At 71.8% G+C, this 14,517-nt stretch carries 15 protein-coding genes; 9 read left to right on the top strand and 6 right to left on the bottom strand.

Going from position 1 to position 14,517, the window contains the following annotated elements:
• From ACFC0G_RS17955 to ACFC0G_RS17925, 7 genes are all read left to right on the top strand, one after another.
• Positions 1-945 (top strand): ABC transporter permease, encoded by a 945-nt coding sequence (locus ACFC0G_RS17955; RefSeq protein ID WP_376404173.1) that lies wholly within the window; start codon positions 1-3, stop codon positions 943-945.
• Positions 942-1,823: an ABC transporter permease gene (locus ACFC0G_RS17950; RefSeq protein ID WP_376404171.1), complete on the top strand. Its 882-nt coding sequence runs from the start codon at positions 942-944 to the stop codon at positions 1,821-1,823. The genes ACFC0G_RS17955 and ACFC0G_RS17950 overlap by 4 nt, the downstream gene beginning before the upstream one ends.
• Complete coding sequence (locus ACFC0G_RS17945) at positions 1,820-3,817, top strand: dipeptide ABC transporter ATP-binding protein (protein ID WP_376404169.1); 1,998 nt, start codon at positions 1,820-1,822, stop codon at positions 3,815-3,817. The genes ACFC0G_RS17950 and ACFC0G_RS17945 overlap by 4 nt, the downstream gene beginning before the upstream one ends.
• Before the next feature lie 107 nt (positions 3,818-3,924).
• Complete coding sequence (locus ACFC0G_RS17940; protein ID WP_376404528.1) at positions 3,925-4,770, top strand: formylglycine-generating enzyme family protein; 846 nt, start codon at positions 3,925-3,927, stop codon at positions 4,768-4,770.
• Entirely contained in the window at positions 4,767-7,082 is a 2,316-nt protein-coding gene (locus ACFC0G_RS17935) for an arylsulfatase (protein ID WP_376404167.1), read from the top strand. The genes ACFC0G_RS17940 and ACFC0G_RS17935 overlap by 4 nt, the downstream gene beginning before the upstream one ends.
• 84 nt (positions 7,083-7,166) lie before the next feature.
• Positions 7,167-7,562, top strand: a complete 396-nt coding sequence (locus ACFC0G_RS17930) for a DUF4440 domain-containing protein (protein ID WP_376404165.1) — start codon at positions 7,167-7,169, stop codon at positions 7,560-7,562.
• Entirely contained in the window at positions 7,559-8,350 is a 792-nt protein-coding gene (locus tag ACFC0G_RS17925; protein ID WP_376404163.1) for a GNAT family N-acetyltransferase, read from the top strand. Before ACFC0G_RS17930 ends, ACFC0G_RS17925 begins: the two co-directional genes overlap by 4 nt.
• Here the strand turns inward: ACFC0G_RS17925 and ACFC0G_RS17920 are convergent.
• The 6 genes from ACFC0G_RS17920 to ACFC0G_RS17895 all read right to left on the bottom strand — a co-directional run bounded on the left by ACFC0G_RS17920 (position 8,314) and on the right by ACFC0G_RS17895 (position 13,049).
• The gene (locus ACFC0G_RS17920; protein WP_376404161.1) at positions 8,314-9,525 is read right to left on the bottom strand and encodes a serine hydrolase domain-containing protein; all 1,212 of its coding nucleotides are present in this window, start codon (positions 9,523-9,525) and stop codon (positions 8,314-8,316) included. The two genes, ACFC0G_RS17925 and ACFC0G_RS17920, sit on opposite strands and share 37 nt — an antisense overlap.
• Before the next feature lie 151 nt (positions 9,526-9,676).
• A complete protein-coding gene (locus ACFC0G_RS17915) occupies positions 9,677-10,018 on the bottom strand; it encodes a DUF5713 family protein (protein ID WP_376404159.1) in 342 nt (113 codons plus the stop codon).
• 110 nt (positions 10,019-10,128) lie between these two features.
• A complete protein-coding gene (locus ACFC0G_RS17910) occupies positions 10,129-10,449 on the bottom strand; it encodes a hypothetical protein (RefSeq protein WP_376404157.1) in 321 nt (106 codons plus the stop codon).
• A 251-nt stretch (positions 10,450-10,700) separates the two neighbouring features.
• Positions 10,701-11,600: a GNAT family N-acetyltransferase gene (locus tag ACFC0G_RS17905; protein ID WP_376404155.1), complete on the bottom strand. Its 900-nt coding sequence runs from the start codon at positions 11,598-11,600 to the stop codon at positions 10,701-10,703.
• 365 nt (positions 11,601-11,965) lie between these two features.
• The gene (locus ACFC0G_RS17900) at positions 11,966-12,484 is read right to left on the bottom strand and encodes a proline dehydrogenase (protein ID WP_376404153.1); all 519 of its coding nucleotides are present in this window, start codon (positions 12,482-12,484) and stop codon (positions 11,966-11,968) included.
• Positions 12,485-12,659: 175 nt separating this feature from the next.
• The gene (locus ACFC0G_RS17895; protein ID WP_376404151.1) at positions 12,660-13,049 is read right to left on the bottom strand and encodes a hypothetical protein; all 390 of its coding nucleotides are present in this window, start codon (positions 13,047-13,049) and stop codon (positions 12,660-12,662) included.
• A gap of 114 nt (positions 13,050-13,163) precedes the next feature.
• On the opposite strand from ACFC0G_RS17895, the gene ACFC0G_RS17890 reads away from it, so the two are divergent.
• Together ACFC0G_RS17890 and ACFC0G_RS17885 are read left to right on the top strand one after the other, a co-directional pair.
• Positions 13,164-13,637, top strand: coding sequence for a GNAT family N-acetyltransferase (locus ACFC0G_RS17890; protein WP_376404149.1), 474 nt, complete (start codon positions 13,164-13,166; stop codon positions 13,635-13,637).
• Between the two features lie 265 nt (positions 13,638-13,902).
• Positions 13,903-14,472: a histidine phosphatase family protein gene (locus ACFC0G_RS17885; RefSeq protein WP_376404147.1), complete on the top strand. Its 570-nt coding sequence runs from the start codon at positions 13,903-13,905 to the stop codon at positions 14,470-14,472.
• Positions 14,473-14,517 lie beyond the last annotated feature (45 nt).

Raw genomic sequence — 14,517 nt, 5'->3', positions numbered from 1 at the left:
ATGCGCGGCTATCTGCTGCGGAGACTCCCCTCCGCCCTCCTCGTCCTCCTCCTCGCCTCCCTCCTCGTCTTCGCCGTCCTCCGGCTGGTCCCCGGCGACCCCGCGGCCGTCCTCGCGGGACCCGACGCGAGCGCCGAGGCCGAGGCCGCCATCCGGGCCCGCCTCGGCCTCGACGACCCCCTGCCCGCCCAGTACGCGCGGTGGATCGGCGGCCTCCTCACCGGCGACCTCGGACCCTCCTACGCGATCGGCGGCCAGACCGCCGACCTGATCGGCGACGGCATCGGCGCCACCGTCGAACTCACCCTCGGCGCCCTGCTGTTCGTCGTCGTCCTCGGCACCGCCTTCGGCATCGTCGGCGCGACCTCCCACAACCGCTGGCTCCGCGGCACCGTACGGATCCTCACCACCGGAGCACTGGCCGTCCCGCCCTTCGTCACCGGCGTCCTCCTCGTCCTCCTCTTCGCCGTCCTCCTCGGCGTCCTACCCCCGGGCGGCCGCGTCCCGCTCCTCACCGCACCCGACCTCGGCGTCCAGTACCTCCTGCTGCCCGCCCTCTGCCTCGCCCTGCCCAGCGCCGCCGTCCTCGGCCGCTACCTGGAGGACAGCATCGGGCGCGCCCTCGCCGAGGACTACGTCCGCACCGCCACCGCGGCCGGCATCGCCCCCCGGCGCCTCCTCTGGCGCCACGCCCTGCCCAACGCCCTCCCGCCCGTCGTCACGCTCCTCGGCATGCAGACCGGCCACCTCCTCGGCGGCGCCGTCCTCGTCGAGGCGATCTTCGCCTGGCCGGGCCTCGGCCAGCTCGCCGAACAGGCCCTGGTCCGCCGCGACTACCCCGTCGTCCAGGACCTCCTGCTCCTCCTCGTCACCGTCTTCGTCCTCGTCCAGCTCCTGACCGACCTCGCCCATGCCTGGCTGGACCCCCGGATCAGGTGGGAGTGACCATGACAACCCGCGCTGTCAAACCGTCCCCAGCCACCGTCGAAACGGCCCGAGCCCGCAGGCCCCTTCACCCCTACCGGGCCGCCCTCGCCACCGCCCGCGGCCGGACCGGCCTCGCCCTCGTCGGCCTGGTCGTCCTCGCCGGGCTCCTCGCCCCGCTCCTCTCCGGCCACGGCCCCACCGACCAGAGCGCCCTCGCGCTCGCCGGACCCGGCACCCCCGGCCACCCCCTCGGCACCGACGACCTCGGCCGTGACCTTCTCTCCCGCCTGCTCCACGGCATCCGCGCGGACCTCGGCATCATCGCCGTCGCCGTCCCGCTCGGCGCCGCCCTCGGCTGCCTCCTCGCCCTCGCGGCGGCCGCCCACCCGGTCGCGGACACCGTCGTCCAGCGCGCCTTCGACCTGGTCCTCGCCTTCCCCGGACTGATCCTGGCGCTCGCCGTCACCGCGATCCTCGGCCCCGGCCGGACCCCCGTGATCCTCGTCATCGCCCTCGCGGAGATCCCCGTCTTCGGGCGGCTCCTCCGCACGGGCATCCTCGTCCAGCGCGGCCGGGAGTACGTGACGGCCGCCCGCGTCGGCGGCACCTCCGGCGGCCGGATCCTCACCCGCCACATCCTGCCCAACGCCGCCGACCCGCTCGTCGTCCAGCTTGCCGTCTCGCTCACCGTCGCCGTGTTCATCGAGGGCGCCATGAGCTTCCTCGGTGTGGGGGTACGGCCCCCCGAACCCACCCTGGGCGCCGTACTCAGCCAGTCCATGCCCTACCTCGCCCAGGCCCCGCACTTCGCGGCGGGACCGCTCGTGACCGTGACCGCGCTCGTCCTCGGCCTCTCCCTGACCGCCGAGGCACTGAACCGGGAGATACGCCGATGACCACCCCGCCGCTCCTCGAAGTCCAGGGCCTGGACGTGGAGTTCGCGACCCCGGACGGCGGGGCGCTGCACGCCGTCCGGGACGTGTCCTTCACGCTCCGCCGCGGCGAGACGCTCGCCGTCGTGGGCGAGTCGGGCTCCGGCAAGTCCACCACCGCCCTCGCCCTCCTCCGGATGCTCCCCGGCACCGGCCGGATCAGCGGCGGCTCCGTCCGCCTCGACGGGCAGGACCTCGCCACCGCCGACGAGCCCGCCCTGCGGGCCGTGCGCGGAGCCCGTATCGGCATGGTCTTCCAGGACCCGATGACGGCCCTCAACCCCGTCCTCACCGTCGGCCGCCACCTGGACGAGGTGCTGCGCGCCCACGACGGACACACCAAGCGCGGAGGCCGCCGCGACAAGGCCGCCCGGCGCGCCCGCGCCGTCGAACTCCTCCGGCTCGTCGGCATCCCCGACGCCGAACGCCGCCTCGACGACCATCCGCACCAGTTCTCCGGCGGCCAGCGCCAACGCGTCCTCATCGCCATGGCCCTCGCCGGCGAACCCGACATCCTCCTCGCCGACGAACCCACCACCGCCCTCGACGCCACCGTCCAGGACCAGATCCTCACCCTCCTCGGCGACCTCACCCGCACCTCCGGCACCGCGCTCGTCCTCATCACCCACAACATGGGCGTCGTCGCCCGCGCCTGCGACCGGGTCCTCGTCATGTACGGCGGCACCGTCGTCGAGGACGGCCCCACCGCCGAGGTCCTGTCCCACCCCCGCCACCCCTACACCGCCGGCCTCCTCGCCGCCGTGCCCCGGCTCTCCGCCCCCTCGGGCACCCGGCTCACCGGCATCCCCGGCACCCCGCCCGACCTCTCCCTGCCGCTCGCCGGCTGCGCCTTCGCCGCCCGCTGCTCCCTCGTCGAGGACCGCTGCCACACGACCGTCCCGCCGCTCACCGCCGTGAACGGAGCGGGCACCGGGACGGGCATCGCGACGGGCACGGGCCCGGCCACCGGCACAGGGACCGACGCGGGTACCGACATACGTACCGACATACGTACCGACACAGGTACCGGCACCGTCCGCGCCGCCTGCCTGCCCGCCGCCGAACGCACCACACCCCTGCCGCCGCCGCCCCCGCCGCCCCTCCGGATCGACCGGCCCGCACCCGGCGCCGTCGTCCTCAGCGCCGAGGGGATCCGCAAGACCTACAAGGACCGCGGCCGCCGCTCCTTCACCGCGCTCGACGGCGTCTCGCTCACCCTCGCCGCGGGCGAGACCCTCGGCATCGTCGGCGAATCCGGCTCCGGCAAGTCCACCCTCGCGCGGGTCCTCGCCCACGCCCACCCCGCCGACGGCGGCCGGATCGTCCTCGACGGCCGGGACGTCACGCGCCCCCGCCGGGCCGAACTGCACGCCGTACGCCGCCGCGTCCAGATGGTCTTCCAGGACCCGTACGCCTCGCTCAACCCCCGCATGACCGTCGGGGAGATCGTCGCCGAACCGCTGCGCGCCTTCGGGACCGTCGCCCCGGGGGAGCGCGCCGAGCGCGTCGCGGAACTCCTGCGGCTCGTCGGCCTCGACCCGGCCGCCGCCGACCGCCACCCGCGCTCCTTCTCCGGCGGCCAGCGCCAGCGCGTCGGCATCGCCCGGGCCCTCGCCCCCGAGCCCGCCGTCCTCATCTGCGACGAACCCGTCTCGGCGCTCGACGTCTCCGTCCAGGCCCAGATCGTCGGCCTCCTCACCGACCTCCAGCGCGACCTCGGCCTCGCCCTCGTCTTCATCGCCCACGACCTGGCCGTCGTCCGCCAGGTCAGCCACCGCATCGCCGTCATGCACGAGGGCCGGATCGTCGAGACCGGCGGCGCCGACGAGGTGTGCGAGCGCCCCCGCGACCCGTACACCCGCGCGCTCCTCGCCGCCGCGCCCGAACCCGTACCGGCAGCCGTTCCCGCCCGCGTACCCGTCCCCGTTCCCGTACCCGCCGGGGTGGTGGCCGAGTGAGCGCCTGCTGCACCCCCGGACGCGGCTGTACGGCAGCGGCCGGCGCCGCCGGGACCGTGGATCTCCTTCCCCTGCCGACCGTACGGACCGCCCCGCCGCCCCGCCCCATGGTGGAGCTGCCGGGCGGGACCTTCCGCATGGGCGACGCCTTCGGCGAGGGCTACCCGGCCGACCGCGAGGGACCCGTGCGGGAGGTCACCGTCGCCGCCTTCGCGATCGACGCCACTGCCGTCACCAACGCCCAGTACGCGGAGTTCGTCCGGGCCACCGGGTACCGCACCGACGCCGAACGCTTCGGCTCCTCCTTCGTCTTCCACCTCCTGCTCCACCCCGCCGCCGCACGCCACGTCCTCGGCCGGGTGGAGCAGGCCCCTTGGTGGCTGGGGGTCGAAGGCGCCGCCTGGCACAGCCCCGAGGGCCCCGGCTCCGGCATCCAGGACCGCGCCGACCATCCCGTCGTCCACGTCTCGCACGACGACGCCCTCGCCTACTGCGCCTGGGCGGACGTCCGGCTGCCCACCGAGGCCGAGTGGGAGTACGCGGCCCGCGGCGGCCTCGACGGCGCCCGCTACCCGTGGGGCGACGACTTCACCCCCGGCGGCGAGGAGCGGTGCAACACCTGGACCGGCGACTTCCCGTACCGCTCCGACCGGCCCGGCGGACACATCGGCACCGTGCCCGTCACGGCGTACGCACCCAACGGCCACGGCCTGTACAACACCTCAGGCAACGTCTGGGAGTGGTGCCAGGACGCCTTCGACCCCCCATCCGATGCCGCCCGCCCCGCCGAGCGCGTCATCCGAGGCGGCTCCTACCTCTGCCACACCTCCTACTGCAACCGCTACCGGGTCGCCGCCCGCTCCCACAACACCCCGGACTCCTCGACCGGCCACGGCGGATTCCGCACCGCCCGCTCACTTCCCCCGAATCCGGAAGGACCCGTCCCCGTATGAGCACCGCACCCCGCCGCGACCCCTACGAAGGCTTCCCGGGCCGCGTCGGCCGCACCTTCGCCGAGTCCGAGCCCGCCTGGCCCGGCCGTACGACCCCGCCGGCCAAGGCCCCCAACATCGTCGTCGTCCTCGTCGACGACATGGGCTTCAGCGACATCGGACCCTTCGGATCCGAGATCCCCACACCGGTCCTGGACGGCCTCGCCGACGACGGCGTGCGGCTCACCAACTACCACACCATGCCGCTGTGCTCGCCGGCCCGCGCCGCCCTGCTCACCGGCCTCAACCCGCACCGCGTCGGGTACGCCATGGTCGCCAACTCCGACCCGGGATTCCCCGGCTACGGCATGGAGGTCGCCGACGACATCCCCACCCTCGCCGAACTCCTCCACGACACCGGCTACGCCACCTACGCCGTCGGCAAATGGCACCTCGTCCGCGACTCCGCCTCCAACGCGGCCGACGGCCGCGCCAACTGGCCGCTGCAGAAGGGCTTCGACCAGTACTACGGCGTCCTGGAGGGCCTCACCAGCCTCTTCCACCCGCACCAGCTCGTCCGGGACAACAGCCCCCTCGACATCGACGAGTTCCCCGACGACTACTACTACACCGACGACATCACCGACCAGGCGATCTCCATGGTGAAGTCCCTGCGCGCCCACGACCCCGACAAGCCCTTCTTCCTCTACCTCGCCCACAATGCCGTCCACGGCCCCCTCCAGGCCAAGGCCGAGGACATCGCCCGCCACCGAGGCCGCTACGACGAGGGCTGGGACACCCTGCGCGAGCGCCGCTTCGCCGCCCAGATCGCCGCCGGCCTCTTCCCGCCCGGCACCGAACTCCCCGACCGCAACAGCGAGGCCGGACTCGACGTCCCCGCCTGGGAGTCCCTGACGGTCGATCAGCAGCGGCTCTACGCTCGCTACATGGAGGTGTACGCGGCGCTCGTCGACAACATCGACCAGAACCTCGGCCGGCTCACCGACACCCTCGCCGCCCTCGGCGAACTCGACAACACCGTCATCGTCTTCACTTCCGACAACGGCGGCACCGGCGAAGGCGGCGCGGAAGGCACCCGCTCCTACTTCAGCCGCTTCGTCCACCACCCCCGCCTCCCCGGAGACTGGGACCCCGACGTCGACCGCGACCCCGAACTCATCGGTGGCCCCCGCAGCCTCGTCCACTACCCCCGCGGCTGGGGCATGGCCTCCAACACCCCCTTCCGCCTCTACAAGGGCCACACCTACGCGGGCGGCGTCCGCGTCCCCTTCGTCCTCTCCTGGCCCGAAGGGGTACGCGACGGCAGGCTCGCGACCGGGCTGCGCTCCCAGTACCAGTACGTCACCGACATCGCCCCCACCCTCCTCGAACTCGCCGGTCTCGCCCGTCCCGAGAGCCGCCGCGGCATCCCGCTCCAGGAGCCCGACGGCATCAGCTTCACCCCCGTCCTCGCCGACCCCGCCCATGCGTCGACCCACCCCGAGCAGTACTGCGAGATGACCGGCAACCGCAGCCACTACCGCGACGGCCGCAAACTCGTCACCCTCCACCGGCCCGGCACGCCCTACGACGACTCCGAATGGGCCCTGTACGACATCCGCACCGACCCCACCGAGATCCACGACCTGGCGGCCGAACAGCCCGAGCTGGTCAAGGAGTTGTCAGCGGCCTGGGAGGAGGCCGCCTGGCGCAACGGCGTCTTCCCGCTGCCCGACCACAGCGGCGCCCTCGCCCGCCGCAACCCCGCGGAACAGCGCCTCAGCCGCTCCGTCACCCTGCTGCCCGGCACCCCGGAGCTGGAGCGCTACCGCTCCTCCAGGCTCGTCTCCCTGCGCTCCTTCGACATCACCGTGGCGGTCGAGGAGACCGGCGACGGCGTCCTCGTCTCCCACGGCGACCAGGGCGGCGGCTACAGCCTCTACGTCGAGAACGGCCGGCTGGCCTTCGCGTACAACGAGTACGGCCGCCTCCACGAGACCGACGCGGGCCCGCTCGCCCCCGGCCCCCACGAGATCGTCCTCGTCGCCACCGCCGAGGAGGGCCTGCGCTGGCGGTTCACCGTGCTCGTCGACGGCGAGCACCGGGCCGCGCCCGACAGCGTCCACCAGCTCGTCGGCATGGCACCCTTCCAGGGCATCAGCGTGGGCGTCGACCGCAAGTCCCCCGTCTCGTGGCCCCTCTTCGAACGCCACCGCTCCTTCCGCTTCACCGGCAGGCTCCGCTCCGTCACCTACCGCCCCGGAGCACCCGGCCCCGACGCACCCGAGGCCGTCGCGGCGGCCCTCAAGGAGGCGGCGGCCGCCTTCGAGTAACGGAACGCGGGCACGAACACGGACGGGTCGGGCCCGGGCGGAAATTCCCGGGCCCGACCCCACCCGACCAGCCATAATGCCCCCATGACCACCCAGGATCCCGAGATCACCGAGGCCATCGAGGGCGAACTGCGTCTGCTGGACCCGACCGTCCGCGGCTCCCGCGCCCTCGCCACCGAACTCCTCGACCCCGAGTTCGTCGAGGTCGGTGCCTCCGGCCGCCGCTGGACGTACGAGGAGATGCTCGCCGCGCTCCCCGAACTGACCGGCAGCAGCGAGAGCGGCCCGCGCCACGAACCCGGTGCCTTCACGGGCGCGGTACTCGCCCCGGGAATCGTCCACCTCACGTACGAGTGTGTGCACGACGGCCGTCGAGTCCGCCGCAGTTCGGTGTGGCGGCGCACCCCCGGAGCGCCGGGCGACACCCCCCTGCGGATGTACTACCACCAGGGCACGCCCGCACCCGAAGAACGCGCGTGACGATCCGCCCCGAGCCCCCTGTCGCACCGCTGCTCGCCGCCGCCCGGCGGCTGTGGGAGGACCTGGCGGGCGTGCCCGCGTCGTTCCCGCCGGCGGCGGGTGCGGTGAACGTGGTCGTGTCCCCGGAGTCGGACCTGTGTCCCGCGGGCTGGGTCGGAATCGTGACCCTCGGCGGATCGGCGCTCGTGACCGCTCCGGACGAGCACACCGCGGAGACGGTACGGCAGGCGCTGCGGGGGCTGCCGGTGGAGGCCCTGGCGGACGCCGCAGCGGTCCGCGACGCCCTGCCCGTGACGGCCCTGCTGGGCCCGGCCGCACTGGCGTACGTCTCTCCGGAGAACTTCCGCCCGGCAGAGGCGTCCTCGCAGGTGGAGCGAGCCGATGGCCACCACCCGGCCGTGCGCGCCCTGGAGCGGACGGCGGGCCCCGAGGACGCGGCGGAAGCCGCCCTGGACGAGATCACGTCCCCGGCGTTCGTACTCCGCGAACACGGCGATCCCGGCGATCCCGGCGATGCGGTGGCCGCCGCCGGCTACCGGTCATGGCCCCGGCGGACCGCCCACCTCAGCGTGCTGACCGCGCCGGCCGCGCGGGGACGCGGATGCGCGCGGACCGTGGCATCGGCGGCGGTCGCCCACGCGCTCGCCGCCGGACTGCTGCCCCAGTGGCGCGCCCGTCCCCCGGCCTCGCGGCGGGTCGCCGCCGCACTGGGCTTCGAGGAACTGGGCGCACAACTCTCGGTCGAGCTCGCTCAGGACCGGCGCGGGGTGACGTTGCCGCCGTCGTAGACGTTGTCCGGGGTGATGATCCGGGTGACCGCCTGGGCGAGCAGCGTGGACGGCTCCTGATCGGCGACGCGGCGGATGTCCGTGTTGAGCATGAGGACCAGGGTGGCCTTCTGCGAGGGCAGGTAGACGGTCACCGTCTCGTACCCCGGCAGGGAGCCGTTGTGCCCGATCCAGCCCTCGGTCTCGAAGATGCCGAGGCCGTACGTGGTGCTGGGGAAGCCCGTCGGCAGCGTCTTGAGACGCTGTGCCTGGGTCTCCGGGCTGAGCAGCTTCCCGGTGGCGACGACCTCGGCCCAGTGGCGCAGGTCGTGCAGGTTCGAGATCATCGCCCCGGCCGCCCAGCCCCAGCTCGGGTTCCAGTCCGTGGCGTCCTCGACCTTGCCGCTCAGCGTCTGGTCGGTGTAGCCGTGCGAGTGCGGCTCGGGGAACTCGGCCCCCTCCGGGAACAGCGTGTGGAACAGGCCGGACGGGCGGAGCACCCGGTTGCGGATGACGTCCTGGAGCCGCTGACCGGTCACCTTCTCGACGACCAGGCCGAGCAGGACGAGGTTGGTGTTGGAGTACTGGAACTGCGTGCCCGGCTTGAAGGTGTTCTTGTGCTTCATGCCGTACGGGAGCAGCTCCTCCGGGGTGAAGGGGCGCTGAGGGTCGCTCAGCAGGTCGTGGACGAAGTCCGCGTCGGACGTGTACGGGAACAGGCCGCTGCGCATCTCCGCGAGGTGACGGAGCGTGATCCGGTGCCCGTTGCGCACGTGGGGGACGTACTTCGAGATCGGGTCGTCGAGACCGACCCGGCCGTCGTCGACGAGCTGGAGCAGCGCGGTCACGGTGAAGGTCTTGGTCTCGCTGCCGATCCGGATGTACGAGCCGGCGGACATCGGCTCGCGGGTCACGGTGTCGGCGACGCCGGTCGCGCGGACGTAGCTCCCCTTGCCCGGCATCCACACGCCGACGACGACCCCGGGGATGCCGGCCTTCTTGCGTACGTCCTCGATGGCCTTGTCCAGCCGGGCGTTCACCTCGGGGCCGAGTCCGCCCGGCGGGCAGTCGTCCTTGTCGTGCCGGTCGATGCCCGCGGCGTGGGCGACCGGGGCCGGGGCCACGGCCATCGGGGCCAGCACGGACGCCACGAGCAGCGCTGCGGCGAACAGACGTCGGGTGGGGGTGCGTCGCATCTCGGAGGCGCCTCTTCCAGGTCGGGGGAGCAGGCAGCCACATCACCATCCGAACCCCGGGCGGAGGCCGCCCTCCGAGGAGCGTCCCGCCGAGTCCACTCGTTCGGCGCCGCACGGATCGCTGAGGCGGCCCTGACCCTTCAGGCCCCGCTCACCAGTCCCGGCCGCCGATCAGCTCCTCGACGTCCGCGTCCGCGAACCCGTACGCCGACGCGACGGCCCAGAAGTCCTCGGCGATCGCCTCACGCGCGACGGTCTCGATCTCACTCCCCGCCGCCTCGAACTCCGCCTCCAGAAGGTTGAACTCCTCCGTCGCGGCACGGGTGAGCACGTACAGCGCCGCCAGCTCCGAGGGCCGCTCCGCCTCGATCCGCTCGCACAGCCGCAACAGGATCGCCCTGCCCCGGTCGACGACGTGATCGGGGAAGTACGAGTCCGCGTAGAGCGGCCGCAGAAGCGCGTGCCCTGCTACCTGCTGGTTGGTGATCGGCATGGCACTTCCCCGCCTCCGTAGAAGAACTGACGAGCCGATCATGCACGAGCACACTGACAACGACGCCGACCGTGGACGCCGGACCGCAGGTGACCGCACCTCGCGCCGTCTCACCTGATCAGGAACTTCACCGAACCGAAGTGATCGGGCGCGTTCTGACCCGACTCGAGGAAGGTCACGATCGCACCGTCGTGGCAGTCCGTACCCCGGAACAGAACGGCGCGGCGGTCGGTGTGGTTGGCCGGCCCGTGTGCTTCGGCCATCGTGTTGTAGCAGCGCCCGTCCTCGGGATCGGTGAACTCGAATCCCCCGAACCAGCCTTCCACGCTGTAGGCGAAACTCCCTCGCCCTGCCTGAGCGGGCGTCGCGAACACCGTGCTCAGGGCCGCGGCGGCAACGGCGACGGCCAGCGCCTTGCGGAGGGTCTTCATGGAGTGCTCCTTCAGGTGACGTCTTCGCGGGCAGCCAGTGTGTCCGCCCGGATACGCCGCCAGGACGGCCGTCACCCGAATGGCTGTGGAGGAAACGATCCCCCCTCACCCAAGGGAGCTATCACTCGCTCCGTAAACCCTGCCCCGGCAGCGCAAGCACACGGGCTGAAGAAGCAGTGGACCGACACCGGGCACGACAAGCGGTCCGGACCTGCCCTCGGACCGGACCGCTCACCGCGTGCTGTTCCTCGCTAGGAGGCTCGGCCCGCCGGGTGGAAGTTGATGCGTTCACTGGTGACGGGGAAGCCGGCCTTGGCGAAGTTCGCGGCCATGGGGAAATTGCCCCGGTCCGTCGCCGCGCTGACGAACTCCGCGCCCTGCTCGACGAGGAAGTGGGTGCACTCCGCGAGGAGGTCGTAGGCGTAGCCGCGACCGCGCTGTTCCGGGACGACTCCGATGAAGCCGATGGTCGGTCCGGAGGGGTTGTGCGCCGGGATGTGGATGCCGGCGAGGTCGCCCTCCGGCGTGTGGGCGACCTGCCACCACTCCCGTGGGGACGGGCACCAGTGGAAGAAGTCGAGCTCCTCTTGCGCGGCCTGGTCGAGGCCGCCCTCCTCGATGGCCCTGAGCGCGTGGGCGTCCAGGGTGACGGAGTGGATGCGGCGCAACGCGTCGAGGAACACGGCGTCGTCGGGTTCGGCGCCGAAGCGCAGGCGTCCGGGCCGCTCGGGCAGACCCCGCTCCGGAGTCCAGCGGTACAGGAAGCGTTCCACCAGGAGTTCGTACCCCGCGGCTCGTGCGGCGGCGAAGCGCGCCTCGGCGGCGGCGCGCAGGTCGGTCTTCTCCCGCCAGCCACCGGGCAGGTTGATCTCGAGTTCGACCTGCCAGGGAGCGGAGCGCAGGAGTTCAGCCCCGGCCTCCTCCTGGCCCTCGGCCACGTCGAACCAGTTGATGTTGACGGGCTCCGAGTCGTCGGGCCCGCCCCACCAGGCACCGCGTGCGACGACCTCGCCGTCGCGCAGGGCGACGCGCTTCCAGTCGGGGCGGAACCGCGTACGCCGATGCTTCTCACGGGCGCCCAGGGGGTCGGGGAGTGTGTCGAAGAGATGAGCGTCGCTCGCGGAGAGCGAGCGGATGACCGGATCGGTCATGGATTCCTCCGGGAAACAGGCTGCTTGGAGCGCTCCCGGTCAGAATTGACGAACCACGCCGGGATGGTGGAAAAGGGAGCGCTGGAATGTGGTGAACTGCACGGCACTCGCCTCCTTCCATCCGTCTCAGGGCGTGAAGCCACACCGTACGTGATCTTCCCCGGGCCCGTCCACGGATTTCCGCGCCCCGTGAACCGCAGCGGTGGGGAAAGGCGATCACGATCTAGTGCCGCATCAGGCAGCGTTCGCCCCGACGTGACGCATCGTCCGGTTGCCGTGTTTGGGCGGCATCGACCTGGTGACCGGACTATGCCGAATCACACCGTGATGAGGTGTGTCGCCCTGATGGTGCAATGGCGGAGTGGTCAGTTCGCATTGCCAAGAACATCACCGGCTGCCGTGCGGAAGCCCTTCACGGCCTGGTAGAGGGTGTGCTGTCGCTCGGCGGCGAGAGCGGTGTCCACCACCTTCTGGGAGGAGTCTCCTGAATGGGCGTTCTTCACCATCCGCCGCATCACGTTGGAGAGGTCGCGGGATGCGTGAGCCACACGGTCGGCTGCTTCCACTGTCGAAGGCGGACCTTCAAGGCTGACAACTTCAACGGCACGATGGACGTCCCGAGCCAGTGCGACGAAACGGTGGACCTTCTCGTCCACATCCCGCAGGTCAGGAGTCTCTGGCTGGAGTGCGCCCAACACCGCGTCCATGGCGATGTCTCGGTCGTGAAGAGCGCCGAGGTAGTTCGCGTAGGCGTCCCTGCGGTGCTGCCTACGCCACTGGCCGGACTGCGAGCGTGCGGTAGCACGCCCGTTCACCATCGCCGCGCCGATGGTGGCGAAAGAACCTACTGCGGCGCCGAGCAGCGCGGCGAGTCCAGCATCCATGATTCCATTTTGCCTTTCCCTCTGATCCGTCAGCAGTCAGGTCTGCGGCCCGCCACGGTCTGGAAGCGGGCAGCCAGAATGATCACGTGGCTGAACGTGTGCGGGTTCGTGAGATCGACGACGACGAGGGGCGACGACTGCTGCGGATCGAGGGCGAACGTTGCCTGATGCGGCGCTAGAGGAGCCGTCGGACGAACGGTGCCGTGCCCAGGACGAGGGCGGTGAACACGACCAGTCGTTGCAGGCCGGGCTGAGCGGCGAGGCTGCTGTGCTGGATGCCGTAGGTGGCGTACCAGTTGGCGGCGAGATCGGTCGTCACGATGAAGCAGGCGAGGTCCGTCCCTCGACGCTTGCCGCTGATCAGAAGCGCAGCTGCGAGCGGGTCGAGGAGTGCCAGCGAGGACCAGTAGAGGTTGAGCCACCTCGGAGCCCAGTCGTACGGCTGAAGGCCATGGCGCAGCAGGTCGGTGACGTGCGCGACGGTGCCGACGAGGAGCAGGCCGGCCGCTATGGCGCACACCACTGTCACCACCCAGAACGGGGTGCGGTACATCCACGTGATCACGCCGTTGATGGTCTCAGCCGCTGGTGTTCCCCGTCAGGCACTCTGCCCGGGTGCGGGCCGACCTCGCCGCAAATCGGTTTGCCTCGCCGTGCGGCAAGGGCGAAACTCGCCGCCATGACCACCGATGCGATCGTGCGTCCGGCCCGGCCCTCCGACGCCCGGGTCCTGGCCGAACTGCGGTGGACGTTCAAGCAGGAGGACGACGACGGGCAACCGCCCACCCCTGCCCGGCCCGTGGAAGAGGCCGAGCGTTGGATCCGCGACCGGCTCGGCGATGGCCGCTGGTCGGCCTGGGTCGCGGAGACCGACGGCGAGATCTGCGGTCACGTCTTCCTCTGCCTGGTGGAGCGGATGCCGGAGCCGTACGCGGACAACAACCCGTTTGGCTATGTCACGAACTTCTTCGTCCTGCCGTCCCAACGGAACAAGGGAGCCGGTGCGGCACTCCTGGAGGCCCTGAAGCAGCATGCCCGCAGCGCCGGCCTGGAAGGCCTGATCGTCTGGCCCTCAGAGCGCAGCACCCCGCTCTATCAGCGCTCCGGCTTCCAACCTCCGGAGGAGCTGTTGGAACTCCCGCTCGACACCTGATGAGAGCGGTTGCCAACGAACGCGGAGACCTCGCGAGCCTCTCCGGTGTTCCACGCTGCGACGTCCGCATCGGCCCGATGCCGAGCATCTCCCGTGAACTGTTCGATGAGGCGACTCGGATGCCGGAGCAGATCCGTGAAGGACTGTGTCCCCGCAGCCCGTTGTACCTTTCGATCCACCTCTGCATCCTCCTGCATCGCGGTTTTGGCGGTGTCGTATCAGGCTACGTTCGCCCTGTGTTCGGTGTGGGGTAGGGTCCTTCGCCATGGGTGAGCTGGTGGTGGTCAGGCACGGCGAGACCGTATGGAGCCGGACCGGTCAGCATGCCGGGCGTACCGACCTGCAGCTGACCGAGGCAGGGGAGGGCGCGGCGCGTGCGCTGGCGCCTCGGCTGGCTGGACGGGAGTTCGCCGCCGTCTACAGCAGCCCGCTGACTCGTGCCGTGCGGACCGCCCAACTGGCGGGGCTGAGCGGCGCGGAGCCCGACGTCGACCTGATCGAGTGGGACTACGGCCGCTACGAGGGGCTGACCGCCGAGCAGATTCAGGAGCTCAGGCCCGGCTGGGAGCTGTGGCGCGACGGCGTCGATGCCGGCGAGGACCTCGGGCACGTGACGGCGCGGGTCGACGCCTTCCTCGGCCGGGTCCGGCCGCTGCTGGACAAGGGCGACGTGGCCGTCGTCGCCCACGGCCACCTGTCACGCATCCTCGCCGCGCGCTGGCTCGGGCTCGACGCGTCGGCCGCGCGGCAGTTCGGGCATCCGCATCCGGGGACGATCAACACGCTGGGTTACGAGCATGGCCTGCCGGTCGTGCTCGGGTGGAACGTGCCGTAGTGGCGGGGCTGTCCCTTTCCTCCGTCCAAGGTGTGGCTACCGGCG

This window comes from Streptomyces sp. NPDC056169, assembly GCF_042268445.1.
GTDB lineage: Bacteria > Actinomycetota > Actinomycetes > Streptomycetales > Streptomycetaceae > Streptomyces.
The sequence above is the reverse complement of the archived record's forward strand: the minus strand, read 5'-3'. Positions and strand labels throughout refer to the sequence as shown.

Bases quoted from the DNA above. Each gene is read 5' to 3' on its own strand.
- ACFC0G_RS17945 (WP_376404169.1), top strand. From the start codon at position 1,820: ATGACCACCCCGCCGCTCCTCGAAGTCCAGGGCCTGGACGTGGAGTTC.
- ACFC0G_RS17935 (WP_376404167.1), top strand. From the start codon at position 4,767: ATGAGCACCGCACCCCGCCGCGACCCCTACGAAGGCTTCCCGGGCCGC.
- ACFC0G_RS17915 (WP_376404159.1), bottom strand. From the start codon at position 10,018: ATGCCGATCACCAACCAGCAGGTAGCAGGGCACGCGCTTCTGCGGCCG.
- ACFC0G_RS17930 (WP_376404165.1), top strand. From the start codon at position 7,167: ATGACCACCCAGGATCCCGAGATCACCGAGGCCATCGAGGGCGAACTG.
- ACFC0G_RS17920 (WP_376404161.1), bottom strand. From the start codon at position 9,525: ATGCGACGCACCCCCACCCGACGTCTGTTCGCCGCAGCGCTGCTCGTG.
- ACFC0G_RS17885 (WP_376404147.1), top strand. From the start codon at position 13,903: ATGGGTGAGCTGGTGGTGGTCAGGCACGGCGAGACCGTATGGAGCCGG.
- ACFC0G_RS17940 (WP_376404528.1), top strand. From the start codon at position 3,925: ATGGTGGAGCTGCCGGGCGGGACCTTCCGCATGGGCGACGCCTTCGGC.
- ACFC0G_RS17900 (WP_376404153.1), bottom strand. From the start codon at position 12,484: ATGGATGCTGGACTCGCCGCGCTGCTCGGCGCCGCAGTAGGTTCTTTC.
- ACFC0G_RS17955 (WP_376404173.1), top strand. From the start codon at position 1: ATGCGCGGCTATCTGCTGCGGAGACTCCCCTCCGCCCTCCTCGTCCTC.
- ACFC0G_RS17910 (WP_376404157.1), bottom strand. From the start codon at position 10,449: ATGAAGACCCTCCGCAAGGCGCTGGCCGTCGCCGTTGCCGCCGCGGCC.
- ACFC0G_RS17890 (WP_376404149.1), top strand. From the start codon at position 13,164: ATGACCACCGATGCGATCGTGCGTCCGGCCCGGCCCTCCGACGCCCGG.
- ACFC0G_RS17905 (WP_376404155.1), bottom strand. From the start codon at position 11,600: ATGACCGATCCGGTCATCCGCTCGCTCTCCGCGAGCGACGCTCATCTC.